Annotated in this window: 13 protein-coding genes and 1 tRNA gene; 6 read left to right on the forward strand and 8 right to left on the reverse strand. The window is 72.7% G+C overall.

From position 1 onward, the window contains the following. Positions 1-39: 39 nt before the first annotated feature. Complete coding sequence (locus tag K1J60_RS35865) at positions 40-558, reverse strand: gluconokinase (RefSeq protein ID WP_220649845.1); 519 nt, start codon at positions 556-558, stop codon at positions 40-42. A 143-nt stretch (positions 559-701) separates the two neighbouring features. Here K1J60_RS35865 and K1J60_RS35870 point away from each other — a divergent pair, with 143 nt between their 5' ends. Beyond that, a complete protein-coding gene (locus K1J60_RS35870; protein ID WP_220649846.1) occupies positions 702-1403 on the forward strand; it encodes a FadR/GntR family transcriptional regulator in 702 nt (233 codons plus the stop codon). A gap of 263 nt (positions 1404-1666) precedes the next feature. Here the strand turns inward: K1J60_RS35870 and K1J60_RS35875 are convergent, their stop codons facing one another. From K1J60_RS35875 to K1J60_RS35890, 4 genes are all read right to left on the reverse strand, one after another. Then, complete coding sequence (locus tag K1J60_RS35875; protein WP_398683788.1) at positions 1667-2104, reverse strand: YchJ family protein; 438 nt, start codon at positions 2102-2104, stop codon at positions 1667-1669. Between the two features lie 19 nt (positions 2105-2123). Then, positions 2124-3506, reverse strand: coding sequence for a M1 family metallopeptidase (locus tag K1J60_RS35880; RefSeq protein ID WP_220649848.1), 1383 nt, complete (start codon positions 3504-3506; stop codon positions 2124-2126). A gap of 77 nt (positions 3507-3583) precedes the next feature. After that, positions 3584-7459, reverse strand: a complete 3876-nt coding sequence (locus tag K1J60_RS35885; RefSeq protein WP_220649849.1) for a Pls/PosA family non-ribosomal peptide synthetase — start codon at positions 7457-7459, stop codon at positions 3584-3586. 281 nt (positions 7460-7740) lie between these two features. After that, positions 7741-7825: transfer RNA gene (locus K1J60_RS35890), tRNA-Leu, on the reverse strand. 199 nt (positions 7826-8024) lie between these two features. On the opposite strand from K1J60_RS35890, the gene K1J60_RS35895 reads away from it, so the two are divergent. From K1J60_RS35895 to K1J60_RS46950, 3 genes are all read left to right on the forward strand, one after another. Then, the gene (locus K1J60_RS35895) at positions 8025-9350 is read left to right on the forward strand and encodes a M20/M25/M40 family metallo-hydrolase (protein WP_220649850.1); all 1326 of its coding nucleotides are present in this window, start codon (positions 8025-8027) and stop codon (positions 9348-9350) included. 154 nt (positions 9351-9504) lie between these two features. Beyond that, positions 9505-9738 carry a chaplin ChpH gene (gene chpH, locus K1J60_RS35900; RefSeq protein ID WP_220649851.1) on the forward strand — a complete coding sequence of 78 codons (234 nt, stop codon included), beginning with the start codon at positions 9505-9507 and terminating at the stop codon, positions 9736-9738. Between the two features lie 130 nt (positions 9739-9868). After that, on the forward strand, positions 9869-10822 hold the full coding sequence (locus tag K1J60_RS46950) for a chaplin (protein WP_220649852.1): 954 nt from the start codon (positions 9869-9871) through the stop codon (positions 10820-10822). Between the two features lie 70 nt (positions 10823-10892). Here K1J60_RS46950 and K1J60_RS35910 read toward each other — a convergent pair whose 3' ends face one another. After that, entirely contained in the window at positions 10893-11081 is a 189-nt protein-coding gene (locus K1J60_RS35910; protein ID WP_005485166.1) for a DUF5703 family protein, read from the reverse strand. A 48-nt stretch (positions 11082-11129) separates the two neighbouring features. Between K1J60_RS35910 and K1J60_RS35915 the strand changes: the two genes are divergently transcribed. Continuing rightward, complete coding sequence (locus K1J60_RS35915) at positions 11130-11819, forward strand: hypothetical protein (RefSeq protein ID WP_220649853.1); 690 nt, start codon at positions 11130-11132, stop codon at positions 11817-11819. Between the two features lie 184 nt (positions 11820-12003). On the opposite strand, the gene K1J60_RS35920 is transcribed toward K1J60_RS35915, so the two are convergent. Both K1J60_RS35920 and K1J60_RS35925 read right to left on the reverse strand, forming a co-directional pair. Continuing rightward, positions 12004-14340, reverse strand: a complete 2337-nt coding sequence (locus tag K1J60_RS35920) for a helix-hairpin-helix domain-containing protein (RefSeq protein WP_220649854.1) — start codon at positions 14338-14340, stop codon at positions 12004-12006. Beyond that, positions 14337-15320 carry an aldo/keto reductase gene (locus K1J60_RS35925; protein WP_220649855.1) on the reverse strand — a complete coding sequence of 328 codons (984 nt, stop codon included), beginning with the start codon at positions 15318-15320 and terminating at the stop codon, positions 14337-14339. The genes K1J60_RS35920 and K1J60_RS35925 overlap by 4 nt, the downstream gene beginning before the upstream one ends. Positions 15321-15470: 150 nt before the next feature. Between K1J60_RS35925 and K1J60_RS35930 the strand changes: the two genes are divergently transcribed. Next, a complete protein-coding gene (locus K1J60_RS35930) occupies positions 15471-16526 on the forward strand; it encodes an LLM class F420-dependent oxidoreductase (protein ID WP_220649856.1) in 1056 nt (351 codons plus the stop codon). Positions 16527-16682: the final 156 nt, after the last annotated feature.

Below are 16682 nucleotides of genomic sequence, written 5' to 3' on the forward strand. Positions count from 1 at the left end.
TGGGGGAGAAGCGGAAGAAGGAGGCGGCGCGCCGAGGGCCTACGACGACGCCGGATCGAACTCCCGCAGCGCTGCGACCGCCCGCTCGGCGATCTCCTCGGGCGCGCCCGCCACGTCGACCGTGACGCCCGCCTCGTCCGCCTCCAGCGGCTGCAGCGTGGCGAACTGCGAGTCGAGCAGCGCCGTGGGCATGAAGTGGCCCTGCCGGTGGGACATCCGGTCCTCGATGAGGGCCCGGTCACCGGCGAGATGCACGAAGACGACACCGGGCGCCGCCGCCCGCAGCCGGTCCCGGTAGGCACGCTTCAACGCGGAACAGCTGACCACCCCGCCGAGTCCCGCCCGGTCGTGCGCCCAGGTGCCGATGGCGTCCAGCCACGGCCCCCGGTCCGCGTCGTCCAGCGGTGTCCCGGCCGACATCTTGGCGATGTTGGCCTCGGGGTGGAAGTCGTCGCCCTCGGCGTAGGGAACGCCGAGCCGGGCCGCGAGCAGGGGACCGATCGTGGTCTTCCCGGTCCCCGCCACGCCCATCACCACGACGACCTGAGGGGTACGCATCACTACCTCGCTGTCTTCGTCGACATCTGAGACGTCACCTGACGTCGACGACACTGAAACCCATTAGGTACGACGAATTCAAGCCCTCGACCTAAATAAGTCTGACTTTTTCTTCACTGCCCCCTCCTCGTACCCTGATCCCCATGACCACACCGGGCCGGGGGCTGCACGGCCGAGTTCTGGAGACCCTCGGACCGGCGATCACGGCGGGCGACTACCCACCGGGCAGCGTGCTGCGCACCGACGAACTCGCCCAGACCTTCGAGGTCTCCCGCTCCGTGATGCGCGAGGCGGTCCGCGTGCTGGAGTCCATGCACCTGGTCGAGTCCCGCCGCAGGGTCGGCGTGATCGTCCGCCCGCCCGCCGAGTGGAACGTCTACGACCCGCAGGTCATCCGCTGGCGGCTGGCCGGCGCGGACCGCCCCCGCCAGCTGCGCTCCCTCACCGTCCTGCGCTCCGCCGTCGAACCGATCGCCGCGGGCCTGGCCGCGCGCAACGCCACCGCCGAGCAGTGCGCCGCGCTCACCGAGTGCGCCATCGGCATGGTCGCCAACTCACGCGGCCACAAACTGGAGGGCTACCTCCGGCACGACGTCGTCTTCCACCGCCTGATCCTCGACGCCTCCGGCAACGAGATGTTCGCCCGCCTCGGCGACGTCGTCGAGGAGGTCCTCGCCGGCCGCACCCACCACGCCGTGATGTTCCACGACCCCGACCCCGTCGCCGTCACCCTCCACGTCCAGGTCGCCGAGGCCATCCGCGAACACGACGCCTCCCGAGCCGAACAGCTCACCAGGGAGATCACCGAGGGCGCCCTCCAGGAACTGGACATCCTGGCGCCGTGAACGCACGACCACGTTCCGCACGGCCGCACCCGCCACCACTCGCGCATCGCGCACCGGACCCGACGTCCACCAAGCGTCCACGTCGCAGGCGTAGCAGGCGAACGGGTCCTCTCTCGCCGCCTCGACCAGCCGGGCCGTCTGCGCGGGCGTCCTCGGCCGGTGGTACGCCTACCCCGGCACGTTCGGCCGGGGCCGTTCCTCCCAGCGCCCCTTGAACGCCTCCCTGCCGTCGCCGACGGACGGCAGCGGGTCGAAGCAACGGGTCACGACTCCGGGAACTCGCCGTCCACGTACACCCACGCCCCGTCCACCCGCTCGAAGCGGCTGCGTTCGTGCATCGAGCCGCCGCGGTACGAGGCGCGGAAGGTTACGGTGCCGGTGGTGTGGAAGGCGGAGCCGTCCCGGCTCTCCAGGATCTCCAGGCCGGTCCAGCGCATCGTCGTGTCGAAGGCGATGTCGGCGGGCCGGGTGCGGGGATGCCAACTGCGCAGCAGATAGGCCTCGTCGCGCACGACGAACGCGCTGTACCGGGACCGCATCAGGGCCTCGGCGGTCGGCGCGGCGGCGCTCCCGGAGTGGTAGCGCCCACAGCAGTCCTCGTAGGTCTGCGGCAGCCCGCACGGGCACGTGCGAGGGACCGGCGAAGCGGCCCGCGAAGCACTCTTCGACCTGGCCCTGGAACCACTGCGGCGCGACGACATGGCAGTCATTCTGCCCGCTCTACGCCGAGCCCGCGTTCGTCGGCGGATACGGCGGTCGCGCCGGCACCCCGGAGCCCCTGGGGGAGGGCAGGGGCGGCAGCGCCGGCTCCCGCAACCAGGCCCGGAACAGGGCGTCCAGCGGCCCGTCGGCGTAGCGGCCCGCGTGCGCGGTGAAGCCGGCCGTCGTCACGGCACCACCGCGGTGGACGGTCGCCCAGCCGCGCAGCATCCGGAAGAACGCCTCGTCACCGAGGGCACAGCGGACGGCATGGACGGTGAGACCCCCGCGCTCGTAGAGCCGGTCGTCGAACATCAGCTTGCGGCCCGGGTCGGCCAACCGCAGATCCTGGGGCAGCGCGGCGAGCTTCTGGTGCGCGGCGGACGCCAGTTGCTGTGCCGAACGCCCGCCGGAACGCTCCGACCACAGCCACTCGGCGTACTTGGCGAACCCCTCGTTCAGCCAGATGTGCCGCCAGTCGGCGATGGACACGCTGTTGCCGAACCACTGATGCGCCAGCTCGTGCGCCACCAGCCGCTCCGAACCCCGCGCCCCGTCCACGTGGTTGGCGCCGAACAGCGACAACCCCTGGGCCTCGACCGGGACATCGAGCTCCTCCTCGGTCACCACCACCGCGTACTCCCCGAACGGGTACGGCCCGAAGAGCTCCTCGAACAGCTCCATCATGGCGGGCTGCCGCGCGAAGTCCCGCGAGAACTCGGTGAGCAGGTGCGCCGGGATGTGCCCGTGCTGCGGCACCCCACCCGGCCTCGGATCGCCCAGCAGCACGGTCTGGTACCTGCCGATCGACAGCCCCACCAGATAGCTCGACGTCGGCGCCGACTGCTCGTACACCCACGTCGTCGTGGACGCCTTCGCCGTACGGGTGAGCAGCCGCCCGCCCGCCACCACCTGGTACGCCGACGGCGTCGTCACCGAGATCTGGTACGAGGCCTTGTCGGCGGGCCGGTCGTTGCACGGATACCAGGACGGCGCCCCGACCGGCTGGCTCGCCACCAGCGCCCCGTCGGTCAGCTCCTCCCAACCGAGCCCGCCCCAGGGGCTGTTGACCGGCTTGGGATTGCCCGACCAGTGCACCTCGACCGTGAACGCGGCCCCGGGCCGGATCGGCTTGGCCGGCCGGATCCGCAGCCTGCCGCCCCGGTGCGAGTAGTGCGGCGCCCGCCCGTCGACCCGCACCCGCCCGATCTTGAAGTCGGCCAGGTTCAACTGGAACTCGGCGAGCGCGGCCCGGCCCGCTATGGCGTTGAGCCGCGCGGTGCCCGACAGCCGGTTCGGCCCCGGCCGGTAGTCCACAGCCAGCTCGTACCGATGAACCCGGTAACGGGAATCGCCGTTCGCCGGGAAGTACGGGTCCGGACCCACTGACTGCTGAACCGCCACTGCCGCTTCTGCTCCCCGCTCCGCTCTCGTACGACGTCCATCGTCCCCCGGGTCGCCCGAAGCCGCACGAGCCGTGATCAACGGCGCCATGACTCGATCGGGTTGCCCAGCCACCGGGTGTCGTCGGGAACGGACTCCGCGGCCATGACCAGCGACGCCGGACCCAGCGTGGTGCGGGCCCCGACCACGCTGCCGGGCAGGACGATTCCGCCCGGGCCCAGGGTGGCACCCTCACGGAGCTCCACAGTATCCGTCCGCAAGATCCGGTCGTGGAAGAGGTGGGTCTGCAGGACACATCCCCGGTTCACCGTGGCCCCGTCGCCGAGCGTCACGAGGTCGGTCTCGGGCAGCCAGTAGCTCTCCACCCACACCCCCTTGCCGATCCGCGCGCCCAGCCCGCGCAGCCACACGTTGAGCACCGGCGTACCGGGCACCGCCCCGGCCAGCCACGGCACGGCCAGCACCTCCACGAAGGTGTCCGCCAGCTCGTTGCGCCACACGAAGCCGCTCCACAGCGGATGCTCCCCGCTGCGGTGCCGCCCCACGAGCAGCCATTTCGCGACGACGGACACCAGACCCGCCAGCACGCCCGCCCCGAGCAGCACGATGCCGCCCCACAGCCACGCCCAGCCGCCCAGCACACTCAGCACCGCCACCGTCAGCAGCGCGAGCCCGGCGGAGCAGAACACCGGCACGATCCGGCACAGCTCCACCAGCGCCCGCGCCCACAGCAGCCGGGCCGGCGGCTCGTACGTCAGGCTCTGGTCGCCGCCCGCCGCCGCCCGGGGCAACCTGACGGGCGGCAGCCCCAGATACGAGCTGCCCTTCTTCGCCTTCTTCGGCGTCGCCGACAGCACCCCCACCAGACCGCCGTCCGGCACGGAGCGCCCCGGCGCGGTCATCCCGGAGTTCCCCAGGAACGCCCGCCGTCCGATCTCCGCCCGCCCGATCCGCATCCAGCCGCCGCCCAGTTCGTACGGCGCGGTCAGGGTGTCGTCGGCGAGGAACGCCCCCTCCCCGACCGTCGTCAGACTGGGCAGCGCCAGCACCGTCGACACCTCCGCGCCCCGGCCGATCCGCATCCCGAGCAGCCGCAGCCACACCGGCGTGACCAGCCCCGCGTACAGCGGGAACAGCGTCTCCCGCGACCGGTCCATCAGCTGGGTGACCGTCCACGCCTGCCAGCCGACGCGGCTGTGCGTGGGATGCGTACCCTCCCGCAGCCCGAGGCTCAGCAGCCGCACGGCGATCAGCAGGAGCAGCGCGTATGCCGCCCCGAAGGCGAGCGTGGCGGGCGCCAGGCCGAGTGCCGCGCCCCGCAGGGCACCGCCGAGTCCGGCCCGCGGATCCACGAACGGAGTCAACACGGCCAGCGCGGCGGCCCCGGCGAGCACCGGCAGCGCGGTCAGCCCGGCTCCGGTGACGCCGTACGACGCCCGCCAGAACAGGCCCCGCCGCGGGCGCTCCTTGGGCCAGTTCCGCTTCGCCTTGCCCAGCTTGACCGCGGGCGCCCCGGCCCAGCGCTGCCCGGTGGGAACCTGTCCGACCACGGCCGACCCGGGCGCCACCTCGGCCCGCTTGCCGACCCTGGCCCCCGGCAGCAGCATGCTCCGCGTCCCGACGACCGCACCGGCGCCCACCTTGACCGGGCCGATCTCCAGCCGGTCCCCGTCGAGCCAGTACCCGGAGAGGTCCACCTCGGACTCCACGGCCGCGCCCCGCCCGAGCTTGAGCATCCCGGTCACCGGCGGCAGCGCGTGCAGATCGACATCCGCTCCGACCTTGGCGCCCAGGGCACGCGCGTACCGTTCCAGCCAGACCCCGGTCAGCGAGGTCGCCCCGCTGAACTCGGCCAGCCGCTCGGCCGTCCACAGCCGCAGATGCACGCTTCCGCCGCGCGCGTACCGGCCCGGCTCGACACCGCGCAGCAGCAGCCGCGCCCCACCCGCCGCGATCGCCAGCCGCCCCGGCGGGGTGAAGAACAGCACCGCCCCGCCGGCCACGGCCCACCAGGGCGCGGCCGGCAGCCAGGCGTACGAGCCGAGCAGATTCCCGAGCGCCGCCAGCGGGACGACCCACCGCAGACCGAGCAGGCCGAACAGCGGAACCAGCAGCGCGAGCTGGACCAGGCGCGACCGCACCGGCACGGGCGCCACGGCCCGCCGGGCACCGTCCTCTCCACCGGACTCCTCCAGATACCGGGCCAGCTTCCGGAGCGTGGGCCGCTGGTAGACGTCCACCACCGCGACGCTCGGATACCGGGTCCGCAGCCGCGTCGTCAGCTGCGCGGCGGCCAGACTCCCCCCGCCGATCGCGAAGAAGTCGTCGCCCGCGCCGCCGACCGGGATCCCCAGCACCTCGGCCCACTGCTCGGCGAGCCACGCCTCGGTCCCGTACAACTCCTCGGCCGGACCGGCGTTCTCCACATCCGCGAGCGGCCAGGGCAGGGCGTTCCGGTCGACCTTCCCGGACGTCCGGGTCGGCAGCTCCGCCACCGGCGCCAGCAGCGGCACCAACGCGGCCGGCAGCCCGGCCCGCAGCTTCGTCACGGCCGCCGCGTGGTCCCAGCCCTCCTGGGTGACCACGTAGCCGACGAGCAGCTGGTTCCCGCTCCGCGCGGTCCGTACGGCCGCCGCGGCGCCCGCGACGCCGGGCAGTGCCTGCAACGCGGCGTCGACCTCGCCCAGTTCGATCCGCCGCCCGCCGAGCTTGATCTGCTCGTCGGCCCGCCCGAGGAAGACCAGCCCCTCGGGCTCGGCCTTCACCAGGTCGCCGCTGCGGTAGGCGCGCTCCCAGCCCAGCGACTCCAGCGGCGCGTACTTCTCCGCGTCCTTCTCGGCGTCGAGATACCGCGCGAGCCCCACCCCACCGATCACGAGCTGGCCGCTGCCGCCCATCGGCACGGGCTCCCCGGCCTCGTCCACGACGGCCAGCTCCCAGCCGTCGAGCGGCAGCCCGATCCGGATCGGCTCCGCGCCGGACATCAGCGAGGCGCAGGCGACGACGGTGGCCTCGGTCGGCCCGTAGGTGTTCCAGACCTCGCGGCCCTCCGTCACCAGCCGCTGCACCAGCTCCGGCGGGCAGGCCTCACCGCCGAAGATCAGCAGCCGTACGTCGTTGAGGGTCTCGGGCTCCCAGAGCGCGGCCAGCGTCGGCACGGTGGAGACGACCGTGATCTCCTGCTCGACCAGCCAGGGCCCCAGATCGGCGCCGCTCCTGACCTGCGAGCGCGGCACCGGCACCAGGCAGGCCCCGTACCGCCAGGCCAGCCACATCTCCTCGCAGGACGCGTCGAAGGCCACCGACAGCCCGGCCATCACCCGGTCCCCGGGCCCGATCGGCTCCTCGGTCAGGAACAGCGCCGCCTCGGCGTCCACGAACGCGGCGGCGCTGCGGTGGCTCACGGCCACCCCCTTGGGCCGGCCCGTCGACCCGGAGGTGAAGATGATCCACGCGTCGTGCTCGACGCCGGGCCGCGCGGCGGGGACGTCCGACGCGCTGTTCACCGTCAGTTCGTGCCCGGCCCCGATGACCGCCCGTACCTCCGCCTCCCCGAACACCAGCTCGGCCCGCTCGTCGGGGTCCTCGGCGTCGACCGGCACGTAGGCGGCGCCGGCGGCCAGCACCGCGAGAACGGCGACGTACAGCTCGTTGGTGCCGGACGGCACCCGCACCCCGACCCGGTCCCCGAGCCCGACCCCGGCGGCGCCCAGTCGTCGCCGCAGGTTCTCCACCTCGACGGCCAGCGCGCGGTAGGTCAGCCGCCGCTTCCCGTCGTCCAGCGCGGGCTCGTCCGGGTACGACCGCACGGATGCCTCGAAGACGTCGACGAGCGTGCGGGGGGAGGCCGCGGGACCGGCCGAGAACCGCGCCGCCCCGCCGAACGGCCCGGCCTCCTCCGCCAACTCTCCGTCGAGCAGCGTCAGGTCGGGACTCTCGTACACGGCGGCCATCGGATCCTCGCCTCTCGAACCCGGACCATCCGGGGGCGCCGGAGGGCCGCAGGTCTGCCTGGGGATATTTCCGTACCGGTGCCGAACAAGCCCAATACTCTAGTGCTCGGGTGACTACGGCCTGTCGTGACGGCCAAGCGGGGGCATCCGGAGGACGGCCCGCAGGGGGCAGCCGGACGGCTGTGACCTGCAGCTTCTCGAACAGGTAGAGATATGTCCCACATTTGGCCGCCGACAACGCGGAAGGCCGCGACCCGGGGGTCGCGGCCTTCGCCACAGTGTGTCCGAGGGGGGACTTGAACCCCCACGCCCGATAAAGGGCACTAGCACCTCAAGCTAGCGCGTCTGCCATTCCGCCACCCGGACAAGGTGTCTGTCGTGCGGGGTCTCCCTCGCGGCGACGGAGGAAACATTACCAGGCTTTCGATGGCCCCCGATCACACCCCGTCCCGGGGGCGGCCGCGCGTGAACGGCGTGTGACGGGTCGGTCCCGGTCTTGGGACGGGCCGTGGGGCAGGAGGAGGATGAGGGGGAACCACCAGCAGCGACAGCGGGAGGAACCAGCGTGAGTGAGACGGACACGGGCAGGCGCGTGACCGGTGAGGACGAGGTCGTCGACCTCTGCAGTGAACTGATCCGGATCGACACCAGCAACTTCGGCGACCACTCGGGCCCGGGTGAGCGCAGGGCCGCCGAGTACGTCGCCGAGAAGCTCGCCGAGGTGGGACTGGAACCGCAGATCTTCGAGTCGCACCCGGGCCGCGCCTCCACGGTGGCCCGGATCGAGGGCGAGGACCCGTCCCGGCCCGCGCTGCTCATCCACGGCCACACCGACGTCGTCCCGGCCAACGCGGCGGACTGGACCCACCACCCGTTCTCCGGCGAGGTCGCGGACGGCTGTGTGTGGGGCCGGGGCGCGGTCGACATGAAGGACATGGACGCCATGACGCTGGCGGTCGTCCGCGACCGGCTGCGCAGCGGCCGCAGGCCCCCGCGCGACATCGTGCTCGCCTTCCTCGCGGACGAGGAGGCCGGCGGCACGTACGGCGCGAAGCACCTCGTCAAGAACCACGCCGATCTCTTCGAGGGCGTCACCGAGGCGATCAGCGAGGTCGGCGGGTTCTCGTTCACGGTCAGCGAGCAGCGGCGGCTCTATCTGATCCAGACGGCCGAGAAGGGCATGCACTGGATGAAGCTGACCGTGGCCGGAACGGCGGGCCACGGCTCGATGATCCACCGCGACAACGCCATCACCGAGCTGTCGGAGGCCGTCGCGCGTCTCGGCCGCCACCAGTTCCCGGTACGGGTCACCAAGACCACCCGCGCCTTCCTCGACGAACTCGGCGACGCGCTCGGCACCGACCTCGACCCGGAGGACATGGAGGGCACCCTCGCCAAGCTGGGCGGAATCGCCAAGCTCATCGGCGCGACCCTGCGGAACACGGCCAACCCCACCCAGCTCGGCGCCGGTTACAAGGTCAACGTCATCCCGGGCGAGGCCACCGCACATGTCGACGGACGGTTCCTGCCCGGGTTCGAGGAGGAGTTCCTCGCCGACCTCGACAAGATCCTCGGCCCCAAGGTGCGGCGCGAGGACGTGCACTCCGACAAGGCGCTGGAGACCTCCTTCGACGGAGCGATCGTGGACGCCATGCAGTCCGCGCTGCTCGCCGAGGACCCGGCCGCGAAGGCGGTCCCGTACATGCTCTCCGGCGGTACGGACGCCAAGTCCTTCGACGACCTCGGCATCCGGGGCTTCGGCTTCGCGCCGCTCAAGCTGCCGCCGGAGCTGGACTTCGCGGGCATGTTCCACGGGGTCGACGAGAGGGTGCCGGTGGACGGCCTGAAGTTCGGTGTGCGCGTGCTCGACCGTTTCATCGACGCGTACTGACCTGTTCGGAGTCCATCGGTACTTATTCGGCCGCCCGTACGAAGATCGACCGTGACGGGTGAATCCGACCATAAGCTCGTAGCTCCATTACTCCTTCCTCGTTACAGGTGATGCGACTCGCTACTTCGGGTCGCTTTGCCAACAAGGAGGAATAATGCTCAAGAAGGTCGTCGCCGCTGCGGCAACCACTGGTGGTCTGGTTCTCGCGGGCGCGGGTCTGGCCGTCGCCGACGCCGGGGCCCAGGGTGCCGCCGTCGGCTCCCCGGGCGTCGCGTCCGGCAATGTCGTTCAGGTGCCGGTTCACGCCCCCGTGAACGTGTGCGGCAACACGATCTCGGTGATCGGGCTGCTGAACCCCGCCTTCGGCAACACCTGCATCAACAAGTGACGTTGTGCCTCACCCGGTGAGGGGCTGAATGAACCGTCGGCCCCGGAGTGCGCGCCATGCGCTCCGGGGCCGTCCGGTCTCCCGACAAGGTGCAAGATCACAACATAGGGCTTAAGGCAGGTATTCAGTAATGCGACAGGTCACCCGCAAAGGCCTCATGACGGTGGCGGCCGCGTCCGGAGTCTTTGCCGCGGCCGGAGGCATGGCGCACGCCCACTCCGGCGCGCAGGGCTCCGCCACCCACTCGCCGGGCGTGCTCTCCGGCAACACCGTGCAGGCGCCGGTGGAGGCCGGGGTCAACGTCTGCGGCAACACGGTGAACGTGGTCGGGCTGCTCAACCCGGCGGCCGGCAACAAGTGTTCCAACGGCGAGTACGCCGACGGCCACGGCGACCAGGGCCACGGTTCCTCGCACGGTGGTTCCCAGGCCCGGGGGCACGCCGGTGACTCGCCGGGCGTGGCCTCCGGCAACGTCGTGCAGGCCCCGGTGAACGCGCCGGTCAACGTGTGCGGCAACAGCGTCAACGTGGTCGGCGTCGGCAACACCGCCGTGGGCAACGACTGCTCGAACGGCTCGGGCGGCGGCGGTTACGGCGACGACGGCCACGGTCCGTCGTACGGCGGCTCCCACGCCGGCGGTCACACCGGTGACTCGCCGGGTGTGGCCTCCGGAAACCACATCCAGGTTCCGGTCCATGTGCCGGTCAACGTGTGCGGCAACAGCGTCAGCGTGGTCGGTGTCGGCAACGGGGTCGCGGACGACGACTGCGGGAACTCGGGCGGCGGAGGGTCGCACGAGAACCCGGGCGGCGGCCCGCAGAACCCGCCGGGCGACTCCGAGGAGGCGTCCCCCCAGGCACCGGGCAAGCCCGGCCAGCCGGGCGGACCGGAGGGTCCGGGCGGCGAGGTTCCCGGCGGTGACACCAACACCCCGGGTACGCAGACCGTCACCCAGTCCGACGGCGCCGCGCAGCTCGCCCAGACCGGTGGTGACCTGCCTCTGGGGCTGATGCTTCCGGTGGGCGCGGGCGCACTGATCGGGGGCGCCCTGATCTACCGCAAGGCACGGGCCGCCGCGCTGTAACCGGCGGCGGCGTCCACCGAACGGAGCGGGCCCCGCACCAGCGGGGCCCGCTCCGTTTCGTTCCGCCCACTCACCATGTGGCGCGCACCTGGCGGATGATCCGTCGGCGCAACCGCACCCTGCGGCTGCCGTCACGCAGCAGGCTCAGTCGGTCCAACTCCCAGTGTCCGTACTCGGCATGGTCCGTCAGCAGGCGTGTGGCGTCCTTGCGAGAGACCCCGCGCGGTACGTACACGTCGACAAATTCGTATTCCGGCATCGGTATCTATTGTGCGGGCTGGGGCCCGGTACGGATAGCGTCTGCACTATGTCTGATGCTGCGCAGCCCACCGCTGCCGAGGTACGCGCCGCCGCCGAGGCGGTCAAGACCGCGCTCGACCGCCACCTGGCCGCGGTCGAACGCCGGTCGGGGGAGGACGACCCGGCCGTCTACGAGGCGTTCAACGAGCTGGCCGCGGCCGCCGAGGAGTACGACGAACTGCTCTACGACCGCTATGACGAGGTCACTCCCTTCGAGATCCCCGGCACCGAGGACAGGCCGCCGTACATCGGCCCCGAGGAACCGGGTGCGCTCAGTGTGCTGATCCGCCGGGACTACACGGTGGGTGAGCCTCAGCGGCTGCTGGCACAGGCGCAGCGGGTGGAGGCGGCCGAGGAGCCGACCGTCTCCGAGGGGGCGGCGAGCACGGTGCTCGGCGCCCTCGGCGTGCTGTTCGGGGAGTTCGAACCGGACGAGATCGCCTCCCGGCACAAGGAGTTCGGCCTGGAGGAGGGCGACTCCACGCTCTGGGTGACCGCCGCGGACGACACCGCCGAGCCCGGGGAGTGGCTGGAGGCACCCTTCGAGGGGGTCGACGCGCACCGGGTCGTCTGCCGCTTCGACGTCAGCGCGGTCTTCGACGACGAGCCGGACGACGACGACCTGGACGACGACCTCACGCCGGAGGCGGAGCTGGACGAGGACGAGGATCTCGAACCGCTGGACGTGGACCGGTAGGGGGCCGATCCACGGGCACCGCTCGTCTCGGGGCGTCTCGGGGCGTCTCGGGGCGTCCGTGGTCGGGCCGCCGCAGGTCGTCGGTGGTCGCTCGCCCAAGTTCCCCGCGCCCCTGGAGGACGGCCCTGCGGGCCGCCCCAGGGGCGCGCGTTCGGCCCGCGCTCGTCCCGGTTCCACGGCACCGTCAATCGGCCGACGGCACCTGCGCCTTGAGCAACGCCGGCAGCCGTGTCGTGCGTGGCTTCGGCGGGATCTCGGCGACCGCGCGGGGCAGGGCCTGGTCCACCCCGTGCACGACGGACAGGTGCCGCTCGGCTCGGCCGAAGGCCGTGTAGACCCAGGGGCGCGTGAGGGCCTGTGCCGCGTCACCCGGCAGCACCACCACCGCAGCCGGCCACCGGTGCCCCACGGCCTGGTGCGCGGTCAGCGCCCACCCGTGCCGCACGGTCTGCTCGACCCGCTCCTTCGGTACGACGACGGCCACGCCCGCGCACTCCAGGTGCAGCCCCTCGGCATCGGCCTTCACCACGCGGCCGGGGGTCGTACGGCCCGGCGCGGGGGAGTGGGCCACGCGGTCGCCCGGGTCGAAGCCGCCGGAACGGCCCGGGCCGGGGTTCAGCCGCTCCTTGAGCGCGGCGTTCAGCGCACGCGTACCGGCGGCGCCCCCATGACCGGGGGTGATCACCTGCACCTGCTCCGCGGGGATCCCGAACGCCCTCGGCACCGAGTCCACGACGAGCTGCGCGGTTCGGTGCACCGCCTCACCGGCGTCCCGCACCGGAACGATCACGACCTCCTTGCCGGGGGCCTCGACCTGGTTCAGCTCGCCGATCCCGATGCCCGAGACCAGTTCTCCGATCGGCCCGGGGTCGGGCGTCCGCGAGGCCACCTGCGGGCAGGCCCGGGCGGCGAGCAGGTCGGCGAAGACCCGGCCCGGCCCGGCGGACCACAGCACCCCCGGGTCGCCGCTGAGCACCAGCCGGGCCCCGTCGGGCAGCGACTCGGCGAGCAGCGCGGCGGTCTCGACGTCCAACTGGGGCGCGTCCAGCACCACCAGAAGGTCCAGGTCGAGCGCGCCGTCCACGTCGCGGCCGGGTCCCTCGGCGCCGGACAGCAGCCCGGCGAGGGTCGTCACGGCGGTGTCGTCCCCCTCGGCGGTGTCGCGCCCGCCGGCGGAGGCCAGCCGGGAGGCGAAGTGGCGCCTGCCGTCAGCGCTGTGCGTCGCCGCGTACGCCCGCAGTCCGAGCTGCCGGGCTGCCGTGACGAGCGCCGCCGGTTCCGCGCGGGCCGCCTCGCCGCCGGTGTGCAGCACGAGCCCGTGTCCGGCGACGGCACGGATCAGCTCCCCGGCGGAACGCGGCGCCGACGCCGCTGCCGAGGCCCAGTCGGTCGGATCCTCCTTGGGCAGGGAGTTCATGACGCGGGCCAGTCCGTCGGCGAGGCTCTCCTCGGCGAGGGCGTAACGCTCCAGGCCGATGAGGACGCGGACCGGGCGCTCCTCCTCCGCCTCGTCCCCCTCGCCCTCACCGTCGGCGTCGGAGCCGGCGTCTGAGGCAGCCGGCGCGGCAGCCGACGCGGACCGGGGCGCGGACGGGGCGTCGTCCAGCGCGTCCTGGAAGACCAGGGCCTCCCCCTCGGCCACAGTGCTCTGGACGGCCTCGTCGGGGTCGGGGACGGACCGCAGACCGAGCGCGGTGACCAGAGCCGGGGCCTCCAGCGCCGTGTGCCCGGCCACGGCGGCCTGCTCCAGCAGCCATACGGTGATCGCCCGGCCCCGCCGCTCGTCGTCCGGGCCGCACTCCGCGCCGAGCAGGGCCCGCGCGAACCCGTCCGCCTGCTCGGGGCGTACGCCCGGAACGCGCAGCAATTGCCAGGGGTCCTCCCGCAGTCGGGCGCCCGCGCCCGCGCCGAGCGCCTCGGCGACCTGGGGCACCAGCGCCTCGGGAGCACCGCCCTCGGCCAGCACCGCGCGCACCGCCTCGACCGTCTCGCCGGAGGGAGCCGCCGCACCGGCCGGGGGTGCCATGGGCTGCGCTCGCCGCACCGGTTCCCGCGCGGGCCGACGCGGCGTGGGGTCCGGCTCGTCGAAGGCGGTGGCCGTGGGTTTCCGGCCGCCCTCCACGGCCCGTACGGCGGCCAGGAGATCGGCGGCCGTCCCGCTGAGCTTGGCCCCGCTCGTGATCGGTGCCTTCTTCTCCGCCTTGCGCCGCTCGATCCGCTCCCGCTCCAACCGCTGAGCCGTCAACTCGGCCTGTGCTTCGGAGACTTCGGACGCTGCTGCGCCGGCGCCGGCGCCGGCGCCGGCGCCACCGGCATCGTCGGCATGGTCGGCGTCGGCCGACCCGCCCTCCCCGGTCCCGTCCCCCGCTTGCCCGTCGCCCGCCTCCGGATCGCTGTCGGCGGCACCGGCAGAGCCTTCCGGAGCGCCCCCGGCGGCTGCGTCGTCGGGCGTGTCGGAGGGCGGTGTGTCGCCCCGTCCTCCCGGCTCGTCCGTCCCCGTGGTCGCGGGCTCCGTGCTCACAGCGTGCTCCAGTCGTGATCGGGATAGCGGTGCACGGGCGCCGACACGTCGTCGAGAGCCCGGCAGATCTCGTCAGGAAGACTAAGGGTCTCCACTGACAGTGCCCCCGTGAGCTGCAGCGCGTTGCGCGCGCCGACGATGGGCGCGGCCACGCCGGGCCGGTCGCGCACCCAGGCGAGGGCCACCTGGAGCGGGGTCACCGCGAGACCGTCCGCGGCGGTCTGCACCGCCTCCACGATGCTGGTCGCCGTCTCGTCGAGGTACGGCGCGACGAACGGCGCCATGTGCTCGGAGCCGCCCCGGGAGTCGGGGGGTGTGATGTGGCGGTACTTGGCGGTCAGCACCCCGCGCCCCAGCGGCGACGAAGGGAGCAGACCGATGCCCAGGTCCAGGGCGGCGGGCAGCACCTCGCGCTCCACACCGCGTTGCAGCAGGGAGTACTCCAGCTGCGTACTGGCCAGGCGCGTGCGTATACCGGGGGCCGCGAGCTGCCAGGTGGCCGCCTTCGCGAGCTGCCATCCGCAGAAGTTGGAGACCCCGGCGTACCGGGCCCGGCCACTGCTGACGGCCAGGTCGAGGGCCTGGAGGGTCTCGTCGAGCGGCGTCTCGGGGTCGTAGGCGTGGATGTGCCAGAGGTCGACGTAGTCCGTGCCGAGGCGGGCGAGGGAGGCGTCCAGGGCGGCGAGCAGATGGCCCCGGGAACCGTCGAAGCGGCGGTCGGGGTCCGGGACGCTGCCGGCCTTCGTGGAGATGACCAGGTCGCGGCGGGGCACCAGCCCGTCCATCAACTGCCCGAGCAGGTACTCGGCTTCGCCGTCCCCGTACACGTCCGCCGTGTCCACGAGGGTGCCGCCCGCCTCCCAGAACAGCTTCAACATGTCCGCGGCGTCATGCTCGTCCGTGTCGCGGCCCCACGTCAGGGTGCCGAGCCCGATCCGGGACACGCGCAGGCCGGTACGGCCGAGATGCCTCTGCTCCATGAACGCCGACATTACTGGCCACGGTCCGTCACGTGGGGGCCTGTGGACAACGGAAACGCTCCACCGCAACGTGGGGGAGCTCGGCGGAGCGCGGGGGTAGGGTCGGCGGAACAAGGACGTTACTGATCGGTAAGGGGAAGGCTGGTCTATATGAAGCTCGGGATCAACCTCGGCTACTGGGGTGCCGGAATGGACGGGGACAACCTGGCCGTGGCCCAGGAGGCCGACCGGCTGGGATACGCGGTGTGCTGGGCGGCGGAGGCCTACGGCTCCGACGCCGCCACCGTGCTCAGTTGGGTGGCCGCCAAGACCGACCGCATCGACGTGGGTTCGGCCATCTTCCAGATTCCGGCCCGCCAGCCCGCCATGACCGCGATGACCGCCGCGACGCTGGACTCGCTCTCGGGCGGCCGTTTCCGGCTCGGCCTCGGCGTCTCCGGACCGCAGGTCTCGGAGGGCTGGTACGGGGTCAAGTTCGACAAGCCGCTCGCCCGCACCCGCGAGTACGTGGAGATCGTCCGCAAGGCCATGACCCGTGAGCGCCTGTCGCACGACGGCGAGCACTGGACGCTGCCGCTGCCCGGCGGGCCCGGCAAGCCGCTGAAGCTGACCGTGCACCCCACGCGCGAGCACATCCCGCTGTACATCGCCGCGATCGGGCCGAAGAACCTGGAGCAGACCGGCGAGATCGCCGACGGCGCCCTGCTGATCTTCCCCTCGGCCGCGCACCTGGAGGACACGGCGATCAAGTACCTGCGGGCGGGACGGGAGAAGGTCGGCAAGACCCTCGAAGGCTTCGACGTCTGCCCGACCCTGCCCCTCGCCGTCGGTGACGACAAGGACGTGACGACGCTCGCCGACACCTTCCGCCCGTACACCGCGCTGTACGTCGGCGGCATGGGCAGCCGCAAGCAGAACTTCTACAACCAGCTCGCCCAGCGCATGGGGTACGAGAAGGAGGCCGCCGAGATCCAGGACAAGTACCTGGCCGGTGACAAGGCCGGCGCCGCGGCCGCCATTCCGCACGAGCTGATCGACCAGACGACGCTGCTCGGTTCCGTCGAGCGCATCGCCGACCGGATGAAGGCCTACGCCGAGGCCGGGGTCACCACCCTCACGCTCGCCCCGGCGGGCTTCACCCTGGACGAGCGGATCGCCTCGCTCAGGGCCGGCACCGAGGCCATGGAGCTGGCCGGGCTCGCGTAACCCGAACGGCGCAGCGGCCCGACGAGTGCCGATGAGTGCCGATACCGGCCGGTATCAGCCGATATCGGCCGGACGGGCGGGGTGGGGAAGTTCCGCGGCCGTGGTGGGGGCTCGGGGGTCTTCCCCGCCACGGCCGTCACTCAGCACAACGCGGCG

This window comes from Streptomyces akebiae, assembly GCF_019599145.1.
GTDB lineage: Bacteria > Actinomycetota > Actinomycetes > Streptomycetales > Streptomycetaceae > Streptomyces > Streptomyces akebiae.